Annotated in this window: 10 protein-coding genes; 5 read left to right on the top strand and 5 right to left on the bottom strand. The window is 65.0% G+C overall.

The window, feature by feature from the left end; all coding sequences use genetic code 11:
• The coding region (locus tag A2J02_RS20580; protein ID WP_068052844.1) for a class II fumarate hydratase at window positions 1-1,157 on the top strand (1,157 nt) is incomplete at its 5' end.
• Window positions 1,158-1,291: 134 nt separating this feature from the next.
• Here the strand turns inward: A2J02_RS20580 and A2J02_RS20575 are convergent.
• Window positions 1,292-2,149, bottom strand: a complete 858-nt coding sequence (locus A2J02_RS20575; protein WP_068052840.1) for an acyl-ACP desaturase — start codon at window positions 2,147-2,149, stop codon at window positions 1,292-1,294.
• Between the two features lie 129 nt (window positions 2,150-2,278).
• Here A2J02_RS20575 and A2J02_RS20570 point away from each other — a divergent pair, with 129 nt between their 5' ends.
• Both A2J02_RS20570 and A2J02_RS20565 read left to right on the top strand, forming a co-directional pair.
• Window positions 2,279-3,871 carry a serine hydrolase gene (locus A2J02_RS20570; protein WP_068052848.1) on the top strand — a complete coding sequence of 531 codons (1,593 nt, stop codon included), beginning with the start codon at window positions 2,279-2,281 and terminating at the stop codon, window positions 3,869-3,871.
• Entirely contained in the window at window positions 3,868-4,275 is a 408-nt protein-coding gene (locus A2J02_RS20565; protein ID WP_068052837.1) for a limonene-1,2-epoxide hydrolase family protein, read from the top strand. Before A2J02_RS20570 ends, A2J02_RS20565 begins: the two co-directional genes overlap by 4 nt.
• A gap of 53 nt (window positions 4,276-4,328) precedes the next feature.
• Here the strand turns inward: A2J02_RS20565 and A2J02_RS20560 are convergent, their stop codons facing one another.
• From A2J02_RS20560 to A2J02_RS20550, 3 genes are all read right to left on the bottom strand, one after another.
• Window positions 4,329-5,654, bottom strand: coding sequence for a PhoH family protein (locus A2J02_RS20560; protein ID WP_170945933.1), 1,326 nt, complete (start codon window positions 5,652-5,654; stop codon window positions 4,329-4,331).
• A 517-nt stretch (window positions 5,655-6,171) separates the two neighbouring features.
• Window positions 6,172-7,455 (bottom strand): serine hydroxymethyltransferase, encoded by a 1,284-nt coding sequence (glyA, locus tag A2J02_RS20555; protein ID WP_068052834.1) that lies wholly within the window; start codon window positions 7,453-7,455, stop codon window positions 6,172-6,174.
• A 46-nt stretch (window positions 7,456-7,501) separates the two neighbouring features.
• Window positions 7,502-8,698, bottom strand: a complete 1,197-nt coding sequence (locus A2J02_RS20550; protein ID WP_068052831.1) for a DUF885 domain-containing protein — start codon at window positions 8,696-8,698, stop codon at window positions 7,502-7,504.
• 165 nt (window positions 8,699-8,863) lie between these two features.
• Here A2J02_RS20550 and coaA point away from each other — a divergent pair, with 165 nt between their 5' ends.
• Window positions 8,864-9,787: a type I pantothenate kinase gene (coaA, locus tag A2J02_RS20545; protein WP_037191653.1), complete on the top strand. Its 924-nt coding sequence runs from the start codon at window positions 8,864-8,866 to the stop codon at window positions 9,785-9,787.
• Between the two features lie 3 nt (window positions 9,788-9,790).
• On the opposite strand, the gene A2J02_RS20540 is transcribed toward coaA, so the two are convergent.
• Entirely contained in the window at window positions 9,791-10,573 is a 783-nt protein-coding gene (locus tag A2J02_RS20540) for an isoprenyl transferase (RefSeq protein ID WP_037191390.1), read from the bottom strand.
• Between the two features lie 146 nt (window positions 10,574-10,719).
• On the opposite strand from A2J02_RS20540, the gene trhA reads away from it, so the two are divergent.
• Complete coding sequence (gene trhA / locus A2J02_RS20535; protein WP_068052828.1) at window positions 10,720-11,385, top strand: PAQR family membrane homeostasis protein TrhA; 666 nt, start codon at window positions 10,720-10,722, stop codon at window positions 11,383-11,385.
• Window positions 11,386-11,570: the final 185 nt, after the last annotated feature.

Genomic DNA, 11,570 nt, shown 5'->3' with positions numbered 1-11,570 from the left:
CCGAGATCGCCGACGGCAAGCACGACGACCAGTTCCCGATCGACGTCTTCCAGACCGGCTCGGGCACCAGCTCGAACATGAACGCCAACGAGGTCATCGCGTCGATCGCGAAGGCGGCCGGCGTCGAAGTACACCCCAACGACCACGTGAACATGTCGCAGTCCTCCAACGACACGTTTCCGACGGCAACGCACGTCGCCGCCACCGAGGCCGCCGTGACGTCGCTCGTGCCCGCACTGCGCCACCTCCACGAGGCTCTCGTGGTGAAGGCCACCGAGTGGAAGCACGTCGTGAAGTCCGGCCGCACCCACCTCATGGACGCCGTTCCGGTCACCCTCGGTCAGGAATTCGGCGGCTACGCCCGCCAGATCGAAGCAGGCATCGAACGCGTCGAGTCCACCCTGCCGCGCCTCGGTGAACTGCCCATCGGCGGCACCGCCGTCGGCACCGGCCTCAACGCCCCGGACGGCTTCGGCCCGAAAGTCGTTGCCGCACTGGTTGCGTCGACCGGGATCGACGCACTCACCGCGGCCAAGGATTCGTTCGAGGCACAGGCCGCACGCGACGGACTCGTCGAGGCATCGGGCGCACTGCGCACCATCGCGGTCTCACTGACCAAGATTGCCAACGACATTCGCTGGATGGGATCGGGACCGCTCACCGGACTCGGCGAGATCACCCTCCCCGACCTGCAGCCCGGCAGCTCCATCATGCCCGGCAAGGTCAATCCCGTTCTGCCCGAGGCTGTTACGCAGGTCGCGGCTCAGGTCATCGGCAACGATGCCGCAGTCGCATTCGGCGGCGCGTCGGGTGCATTCGAGCTCAACGTGTACATCCCGATGATGGCGCGCAACGTGCTCGAGTCGTTCAAGCTGCTCGCCAACGTCTCGGTCCTGTTCGCCGACAAGTGTGTCGTCGGCCTCGAAGCCAACGTCGAGCACCTCAAGACCCTCGCCGAGTCCTCGCCGTCCATCGTGACGCCGCTGAACTCCGCGATCGGCTACGAGGAAGCTGCCGCCGTCGCCAAGCAGGCACTGAAGGAGAAGAAGACGATCCGTCAGACGGTCATCGACCGCGGACTGATCGGCGACAAGCTCAGTGAGGCCGAACTGGACAAGCGCCTCGACGTACTCGCCATGGCGAAGGTCAAGGACTAGCTTTCCCGTTCGCCCCGCCGGACGCTTGAAACAGCCCGCCCCCGGTGGGATCAATGTGGGTTTCAGTCACTCTGACTGCAACAAAGTCGCATTGATCCCAACCGGGGGCGGGTTCGTTCGAAAGGGGCCGAACCTCAGGCGAGGTGTGCGAGTTCCTCGCGTGCCTTCAGGCCGTCCTCGCCCAGATCGGTGCGGTCGAAGATCTTCCAGCCTGCGAGCAGCGGCTTGAACACCTTGTCGCGTTCCTGGTCGGCGTCGTAGATTCCGGCTTCGGCGAGCGCGGCGGTGCTGCTGCCGCGGTCCGGGAGGTCGACCTCGGGAATCTTGAAGCCGTTGATCCGGTCCGCGATGGCGCGAGCGGCCTGATCGGGCACCACGGCGAATGCCTCGTCGAGGATGCTGGCGAAGAATGCCGACTGCAGCGCGTCGTCGTCGGCGATCCGGCCGAGGATGGTGGCGAGCACCGGATCCTTGCCGAGGGCGATGGTGTTGCGGTTACGCAGCGAGGCTGCGGCTTCCTCGATGGCGAAATGCGCGAGGATGTCGAGCAGATGCTGGCTGGGGGCGTCGTATCCGAGCGTCATGTGCTCCATCCGAACGCGCTCGAGGGCGACCGGATCGACAGCGCGGGTCAGCACCAGGAAGTTGCGCAACACGATCGACTGTCGGTTCTCCTCCGACGTCCATCGGCCGGTCCACTTCCACCAGGCTCCGAGACCGGTGAGGGCGTGAGCCAATTCACGGTGGTACGCGGGCAGGTTGTCGGCCACCAACACGCCGACCGTTGCGGACAGGATTTCGACATCACTGAGGTGCGACTGCTCCGGCGTCCAGTCCTCGCCGCCGAGGAACGCGAAGTTCTTGCCCTCGTCGAACGGCGCGAGATCGTGGGGATGCCAGTCGCTGGCTGCCTCGATGTGGCGTCGTAGATTCTCTTCGACCGCGGGCTCCAAACGGACCAGCAGATCACCGTCGGACAGGTTCGTAGACATGCGGTAACCGTAGCGCCTACGCCCGAGCGCCCGACGCCGTGCCCCTGACCATTGTGAATTCTCCTAACGCCAGGTCGTCGCGGGTCTATTCTCAGGTGCATCCAGTCATCGACGTGAGGACTCCTCATGATGCGGTCGGGTCGAAATTTTCTGTGTCTTGCTGTCGTGTGCTCGATGGTCGTGCTGGTCGGGTGCTCGAACGACACACCCGCCGCCGAGAGTCCGCCGACATCGGAGCCCGCGCCGCCCAGCGACCTCTCCCCCGGTCAGGTCGCAGGCGTCGATGTTCCGACCGGCCGCGTCGACGAGGCGGTCGGCAAGCTCGACGGCATCGCCGAGGAGTTGATGGCGTCGTCGAACATTCCCGGTATGGCCATTGCCGTCGTGCACGGCTCGGACGTCGTCTACTCGAAGGGCTTCGGCGTTCGCGAGGTGGGTGAGAACGACCCCGTCGACGGCGACTCGGTGTTCCAGTTGGCCTCGCTGTCGAAATCGGTCGGTGCGACGGTCATCGCGTCCCAGGTGGGAGCGGGCGTGGTCGACTGGTCTACGCCGGTGGTCTCGCAGCTGCCGTGGTTCGCGCTCGACGATCCCTGGGTGACGGAGAACATCACGGTCGGAGACTTCTACGCCCACCGAAGCGGGCTTCCCGAGCATGCCGGTGATCTGCTCGAGGACCTCGGCTACGACCGGCGCCAGGTTCTCGAACGCCTCAGGGAGGTGCCCCTCGACCCGTTCCGGTCGACGTACCACTACACCAACTTCGGAATCACGGCCGCGGCCGAGGCCGTCGCTGCGGCGTCGGGCGAGGACTGGGACACTCTCAGCCAGGACACGATCTACGGCCCGCTCGGCATGACCTCGACCAGCTCGTCGTTCGCGGACTACATCGCGCGGGCCGACCGGGCCGTACCTCACGTTCTCGTCGACGGCGAGTATCAGGCGAAGTATCAGCGAGAACCCGATGCACAGACCCCGGCCGGTGGCGTCAGCTCTTCGGTGAACGATCTCGCGAAGTGGCTGAGGATGCTCGTGACCGACGGTACTCACGACGGACGAGAGATCGTCGATCCCGACGCCCTCCTGCCCGCCGTCAGTGCGCAGATCGTGTCGAGCCCGTCGGCGACGCCGGACTCACGCTCCGGCTACTACGGGTACGGATTCAACGTCTCCACCAGTGCGGCCGGCCGCACGACGGTGAGCCACTCGGGAGCGTTCGCGCTCGGGGCAGGCACCAACTTCCTGTGGATTCCGTCGCTCGACGTCGCCATCGTCGTACTGACCAACGCCGCGCCCCTCGGTATCGCCGAAACGGTGACCGCCGAGTTCGCAGACCTCGTTCAGTTCGGTGAGGTGCGGGAGGACTGGCGAACGCTGTACAAGAATGCGTTCGCCGGCATGAGCGAACCGGAAGGCGAGCTCGCGGGCAAGACCGCTCCCGCGAATCCCACAGCGCCACAACCTCTCGCGTCGTACACCGGGGTGTACCAGAACAGTTACTGGGGGCCGGCGACGGTGGCGGAGGTCAACGGTGAGCTGCTGTTGTCCCTCGGACCGAACTCGACGTCGTACGAGTTGTCGCCCTGGGACGGTGACACGTTCACGTTCGAGCCGACCGGCGAGAACGCGCCCGACGGAACCATTTCCCAAGCGACGTTCGACGCGAATACGCTGACGCTCGAGTTCTTCGACGGCGATGGATTGGGGCGGTTCACGAAATGACCGAGACACAGCAGGCAACCGAGACCGTGCTGGATCTGTTCGACGCGTTGCGAAGTCGAGACACCGATCGCGCGATGTCTCTGCTCGACAACCGCATCGTCTGGCACAACGTCGGGTTGCCCAAGGTGCGCGGCCGCGCGAACGTGGGCAAGTTCATGGCGATGCTGGCCAGACCTGCGTTCGGCTTCGACGTGATCGTGCACAACATCGCGGCCGACGGGAATGTCGTGCTCACCGAGCGCACCGACGTCCTGATCTGGCGGCGACTCCGAATCGAGTTCTGGGTGTGCGGAACCTTCGAGCTGCGCGACGGCAGAATAGCCGTGTGGCGGGACTACTTCGACACCGTCGACTTCCTGAAAGGTGTTGTGCGAGGCATCTTCCGGGTCGTCGTGGGCCGGTGACCCAGGTGAGCGGAACCTCGTAGTGGGCTACGAGGTTCCGCTCACGAGGGGGGTCAGGCTCCCGACGGGCCGAACTCTTCGAGCATTTCCGTCACCAGTGCAGCGATCGGTGAACGCTCGCTGCGGGTGAGGGTGATGTGCGCGAAAAGTGGGTGTCCCTTGAGCTTTTCGATCACTGCGGCAACGCCGTCGTGACGTCCGACGCGGAGGTTGTCTCGCTGAGCGACGTCGTGGGTGAGTACGACGCGTGAGCCCGAACCCAGCCGGGACAGAACCGTCAGCAGCACGTTGCGCTCGAGTGACTGTGCCTCGTCGACGATGACGAAGGAGTCGTGCAGCGATCGACCACGAATGTGCGTCAGCGGCAACACTTCCAGCATTCCGCGGGCGATGACCTCCTCCATCACCTCCGGGCTCGCGAGCCCTTCGAGGGTGTCGAATACCGCCTGACCCCAGGGGCCCATCTTCTCGCTCTCGCTACCGGGGAGGTAGCCGAGCTCCTGGCCGCCGACGGCGTAGAGAGGCCGGAAGACAACGACTTTCCGATGCGAGCGACGTTCGAGAACGGCCTCGAGTCCGGCGGTCAGCGCCAGAGCGGACTTACCGGTGCCTGCCTTTCCGCCGAGCGAGACGATGCCGATGCTCTCGTCGAGCAGAAGATCCAGCGCCACGCGCTGTTCCGCCGAACGACCGTGCAGACCGAACGCCTCACGCTCACCGCGAACGAGTTGGATCTGCTTGTCCGGCGTGACGCGCCCCAGCGCACTCTGCCGTCCGGCAAGCAGTCGAACTCCGGTGTGGCACGGCAGGTCTCGCGCCTCCGCCAGGTCGATGACACCGTCGTTGAACAGCGTGTCGACCGCATCGGACGGTACGTCGAGCTCGGTCATGCCGGTCCAACCGGAGGGAACGACGTCGTGAGCGTGGTATTCGTCGGCGGGGAGACCGACAGCACCGGCCTTGACGCGCAACGGAATGTCTTTGCTGACCAACACCACGTCCTTGCCCTCGGCCGCCAGATTCAGGGCGCAGGCGAGGATACGAGAATCGTTGGAGTCGGTGCGGAATCCGACGGGAAGAACCGAAGGATCGGTGTGATTGAGCTCGACTTGCAGTGTGCCACCGGAGGTTCCGATGGGAACCGGCTGGTCGAGTCGACCGAATTCTACGCGCAGGTCGTCGAGCATGCGCAAGGATTCCCGCGCGAACCATCCCAGTTCGTGATGGTGGCGTTTGCCCTCCAACTCGCTGATGACGATCAGCGGGAGTACCACATTGTGCTCGGCGAATCGGATGACTGCCCAGGGGTCCGACAGCAGGACCGAGGTGTCGAGCACGAATGTCCGAAGAGGGGCGGAAACGGAGCGTGAAGTGGTCACGTGGGGCTCCTACGTCTGCGCGGCACCGCGCAAACTCTGTCGCTCGGCCGGTCGGGTCCGATGTGTCAGGTGACACGAGGACCGGGTACCGGCCCTCTCGCGCTCACTAGCTCAGTCACGTATCAGAACCTCCCGCACAGGTAGCTTCCCCGCTGCCTGTTACTGCCGACGGTACCGCCGAAATCGGGTATCGGCTCGCTGGAAGTCTGGCGTGTCGGTGAACAACGCGTTACGTCGACATCGCCCCAGGTCGCCGGCCGACCGGTGCCGAAAGTGCCCTCCCCCGGGGTGAATCAATGCGACTTCCTTGCACTCGGATCGACTGAAAGCCACATTGATCCACCGAGGTTGGGTGAATGGACCACTGCATACGTCTGGGCGGTGCAACGGTCCATTCACGCAGATCGGCGGCCGGTGTGGATGGACCACTGCAGACGTCTGAGCGCTGCAATGGTCCATTGACGCGAACGAGGGTGCACGCGGACCGGGGTGGGCGAATCTGCAGAAGAGCCCAGCGTCAGCCGAGCAGTCCCCAGTCTTCGAGGCCCTCGTAGAGTGGCTTGCTCTGTGCCAACTTCACGACGCGCTCCTTGAGGGAATCGCCGGCTTCACCGGTGGCCAGGGCGGTGGCGATGATGTCTGCGACCTCGGTGAACTCGGCTTCGCCGAATCCGCGAGTTGCCAGTGCGCCGGTGCCGATGCGCAGACCGGAGGTGACCATCGGCGGGCGCGGGTCGAAGGGCACTGCATTGCGGTTGACGGTGATGCCGACCTCGTGCAGGAGATCCTCGGCCTGCTGGCCGTCCATTTCCGAGTTGCGCAGGTCCACCAGTGCGAGGTGCACGTCGGTGCCGCCGGTGAGGACCGATACACCCTTGTCTGCGACGTCGGCACCGGTGAGACGCTCGGCGAGCAGCGATGCACCGAGGAGGGTGCGCTCCTGGCGTTCCTTGAACTCGGGCGTCGCAGCGATCTTGAACGCAACGGCCTTGGCGGCGATGGCATGCATCAGCGGGCCGCCCTGCTGGCCGGGGAACACTGCGGAGTTGAGCTTCTTGGCCCATTCCTTCTTGGCCAGGATGATGCCGGAGCGGGGTCCGCCGAGGGTCTTGTGCACGGTGGAGGAGACGACGTCCGCGTACGGCACGGGTGAGGGGTGCACGCCTGCGGCGACGAGTCCGGCGAAGTGCGCCATGTCGACCCAGAGCAGTGCGCCCACTTCGTCGGCGATGGAGCGGAACGCGGCGAAGTCCTGGTGACGCGGGTAGGCCGACCAACCGGCGATGAGCACCTGAGGCTTGGCGGCGATGGCCTGCTTGCGCACCTCGTCCATGTCGATCCGGTGGTCTTCCTTCGACACCCCGTAGGACTCGACCTCGTAGAGCTTGCCCGAGAAGTTGAGCTTCATGCCGTGCGTGAGGTGGCCACCGTGCGCGAGGTCGAGGCCCATGATCTTGTCGCCCGGGTTGATCAGTGCCATCAGGACCGCGGCGTTGGCCTGCGCTCCGGCGTGCGGCTGCACGTTCGCGAACTCGGCACCGAAGAGTTCCTTGGCGCGGTTGCGCGCGAGATCCTCGACGATGTCGACGTGCTCGCAGCCGCCGTAGTAGCGGCGGCCGGGGTAGCCCTCGGCGTACTTGTTGGTCAGGACGCTGCCCTGGGCCTGCAGCACCGCGCGGGGAACGAAGTTCTCCGAGGCGATCATCTCCAGCGTGTCGCGCTGACGCCCCAGCTCACCGGCCATCGCTTCGGCGACCTCGGGATCGAGTTCGGCCAGTGACAGGTTGTTGACGTCAGTCATAACAGGAGTCTCCAAGGGACAGCAGAATAAAGGGGGCCAGGCCAGTTTACGAGACGCGCAGTGCACCGGGTGTCAGTGGCTCGTCGAGCAGCCTGCCGAACAGTTGCGCGCGCTCACTGGCCGTCTCACCTCGGTCCAGCCAGCCGGCGAGCAGCTTGTAACCCTCGACGTAGGTGCTGATGTACGCCCGCCAGAGCGGGGAGGACAGAAACCGCAGGCTGTGCCGGGCGCGCTGCGGCGATGCCAACGACCATCGCTCCAGGTAGGCGGCCACGTCGTCCTCGCTCTTGTGCTGATCGTGCAGCAGCAACGCGGCGTCCTGCCGCACCCCCAACAGCCGGCTCGACGCGGCCGCGAGACGCTCGGCCTTCTCGCCGTCGAATCGCAGCCCCAGATCGGCGTAGATCTCCTGAGCCCACAGGCCCCAGCCTTCGCCGACGACGGCACCGAGCGCGTGATCGGCCAACCCCTCGGCCATCAGGCACTGCGGGGTGTTCACCACGAACAGTGTCTGCTCGAGTTGGCCCGCACCGACCAGTCCGGTCTCCTTGCGGCAGTGTTCGGTGTGGTGACCCGGGTAGGACTCGTGCGCGATCAGGTGCGGCAGATTGGCCATCTGCTGCTCGATGTCGGAGTTGATGGCGACGGTGGACTGGAAATCGCCGAGGTAGTAGTTGAATCCGGACCACGGCTTGTCGCCGACGACCTCGTAGGTGACCTTCTCGGTGTCAGGCAGCGTGTATTCGGCGCGGACGCGGTCGCGCAGCGCGGACGAGAACGCCTCGACGCAGTCCTGCAGTCGGTCGGCCGGAATGACGTCGGCACGGCGATGCGCGATCAACCGTTCGCCGAGCGACCCGGGACCGGCGAGAACCTCGTCCATCTTGCGGTGTGCCTGCAGGTACTGGTCCTGATCACCGGCGGAGATTCGGACGTCGAAGTAGGCGTGGACCTCGTCGACGAAGCCGATGTCCTCGCCTGCGAACTTGCGCGCCGAGCATTCGAGTGCCCGCAGGTGGACGTCGAGGAACGTCGTGCGCTCGGGTGTCAGATCGACGTTGCCGAGCTCGGCGCGCAGTGTCTGTGCTCGACGGATCAGCTCACGCGGCTCGGGGGCCGGGGCGTTCTCGGTGATACGACGCAACTCGGGATCGCCGGTGTACGCGTCGACGAAACCGTCTTCGAGCCGGTCGAAACTCAGGCCCAGCAACAGGTATTCGCGAACCAGGGTAGAAGCATCCATAACCGAACCCTAGTACGGCGAACGACCCCGCCCGTGCGCGATCGACCGGCACCGAGCACAATCTGGAACCATGCGACTCGCGCTCGACAGGAGCTCAGCCGAACCCTCTGCAGCTCCGATGTGGCAAGAGTGGAGCCTGCGGAACGATTTTGGTCGGAGTCGTGCGTGAGCGAGTCCAGTCCGTACGTCGAGTTCGACCGTGTGCAGTGGCGCACGCTGCGTCAATCCACGCCGTTGGTACTGACCGAGGAAGAACTCGTCGGTCTGCGTGGTCTGGGCGAACAGATCGATCTCGACGAGGTGGCCGAGGTCTACCTACCGCTCGCACGACTGATTCACCTCCAGGTCGCGGCCAGGCAACGGCTGTTCGCCGCGACCGCGACGTTCCTCGGCGAGAAGCACCCCGACCGTCAGGTCCCGTTCGTCATCGGTGTCGCGGGAAGCGTCGCCGTCGGAAAGTCGACGACGGCCCGTGTGCTGCAGGCGCTCCTGGCCAGGTGGGACCACCATCCGCGGGTCGATCTGGTCACCACCGACGGATTCCTGTACCCGACGGCCGAACTGATGCGTCGAGGCATACTGCACCGCAAAGGATTTCCCGAGAGCTACGACCGGCGCAAGCTGCTCAGATTCGTCACCGAGGTCAAGTCAGGGACCGAAGAGGTGGGCGCACCGGTCTATTCGCACGTCTCGTACGACATCGTCAAGGGCCAGTACCATATGGTCCGGCAGCCCGACATCCTGATCGTGGAGGGGCTCAACGTATTACAGACCGGACCACGGTTGATGGTCTCGGATCTGTTCGACTTCTCGATCTACGTCGACGCGCGAATAGAGGACATCGAGAGCTGGTACGTCAAACGCTTTCTCGCGTTGCGCAAGACGTCGTTCACCGACCCGTCCTCGCACTTCCACCACTACGCAGGCCTGTCCGACGACCACGCGCAGATCGCGGCCGAGGATCTGTGGCATTCGATCAACCTGCCGAATCTGGTGGAGAACATCCTGCCGACGCGACCGCGAGCGACCATGGTGCTGCGCAAGGACAACGACCATGCGATCAACCGGCTGCGGCTTCGTAAGTTGTAGAGCTCAGATACCGAACCGACGGTGTCTGGCCGCGAAGTCACGCAGCGCCCGCAGGAAGTCGACGCGTCGGAATTCGGGCCAGTAGGCCTCGGTGAACCAGATTTCCGAGTAGGCGCTCTGCCACAGCAGGAAGCCGGAGAGTCGCTGTTCGCCCGAGGTGCGGATGACGAGGTCCGGATCGGGTTGGCCGGAGGTGTAGAGATGGCTACCGATCTCGTCGACGTTGATGGAGGCCACCAGTTCGTCGCCGCTGACGCCCTCGGCGATCTTCTCGGTCACCAGGGACTGCACGGCGTCGGCGATTTCCTGCCGACCGCCGTATCCGACGGCAACGTTGACGTGTGTTCCCGACCGTCCCTCGGTGAGCGCAGCCGCTTCCTTGAGTCGACGCGCGGTCGACGCGGGCAGCAGATCGAGGGTGCCGACGAGTTTGACGCCCCAGTTCATCTCGGGTCCGCAGATCTCCTCGACGACGTCGGTGATGATGTCGAGGAGAGAATCCAGTTCGTCGGCGTCGCGGCGGAGATTCTCGGTGGAGAGCAGGTAGATGGTCGCCATCTCGATTCCGGCTGCGTCACACCAGCCGAGCATCTCGGCGATCTTCAGTGCGCCCATGCGGTGCCCGTGCGCGACGTCGGTGAACCCGTTCTCGCGAGCCCAGCGGCGATTGCCGTCGCACATCACCGCAACGTGCCGCGGGTGCTGCACGCCTTCGAGCTGGCTCAGCAGACGCCGCTCGTACACGTTGTAGAGAACGCCGCGGACCTTCTGCGGAATGATCACCACTGCTTCGTCACCACTGCCCCGTCACCGCTGCTCTCATCACCACGAAGGATCACCTTACGCCGACGTCTGCGAGGCGGTCGCCGGTACAGTAGCGTCAGAACCTACGGTTGCGTAGGTTCAAGGCGGCGACACGGGAGGCAATCGACATGACGATGTTCGGACTCGACGAGATACCCGTCAAACCGCGTATGCGCGGCTGGATTCACCTGTACGCGTTCGGCGTGGCGGTGGTGTGCGCGATCACTCTCGTCACGCTCGCGTTCAGCATGGTCTCGGTCAGTGCGGGTGTGGCCGTGAGCGTGTATTCCATCACCGTCTGCGGCGTGTTCGGGGTCAGCGCCACTTACCATCGCGTGCACTGGAAGACCACGGCGTCGCAGATCTGGATGAAGCGCGCCGACCATTCGATGATCTTCCTGTTCATCGCGGGGAGTTACACCCCGTTCGCCGTGCTGGGTCTCCCCGGCTCGACCGGACGCACGTTGCTCGTCGTCGTATGGGCCGGGGCCCTCGCCGGGGTAGCCCTGAAGATGTTGTGGCCCACCGCTCCCCGTTGGGTCGGGGTACCGCTGTACCTGCTCCTCGGCTGGGCGATCGTCCCGGTCGCACCCACGCTGATCGACCACGTCGGCTACGCGCCGTTCGTCTTGCTGCTCGTGGGCGGAGTCTTCTACAGCATCGGGGCCGTGCTGTACGCCACCAAGTGGCCGAATCCATGGCCGACGACCTTCGGCCATCACGAGTTCTTCCACGCGGCAACGGTATTGGCGGCAACCTGCCACCTGGTTGCCGTCTGGCTCGTACTGTTCTGATCGACCTCAGGTGGTTCGGGATGCCTTGTCTCGGTACATCAGTGCGTCGGCGCGCTGAATCAGCCGGTCTCTCGGCTCCCCCGGCTCACGCACTGCGACGCCCACGCTCACCGATACCCCAAGCAGATTCGATCCGAACGGCACCGGCTCGCCGCAGATCGCCGACCGCACCGATTCGGTGACTT

The organism is Rhodococcus sp. EPR-147 (assembly GCF_001647185.1).
Classification (GTDB): Bacteria; Actinomycetota; Actinomycetes; order Mycobacteriales; family Mycobacteriaceae; genus Rhodococcoides.
The sequence above is the reverse complement of the archived record's forward strand: the minus strand, read 5'-3'. Positions and strand labels throughout refer to the sequence as shown.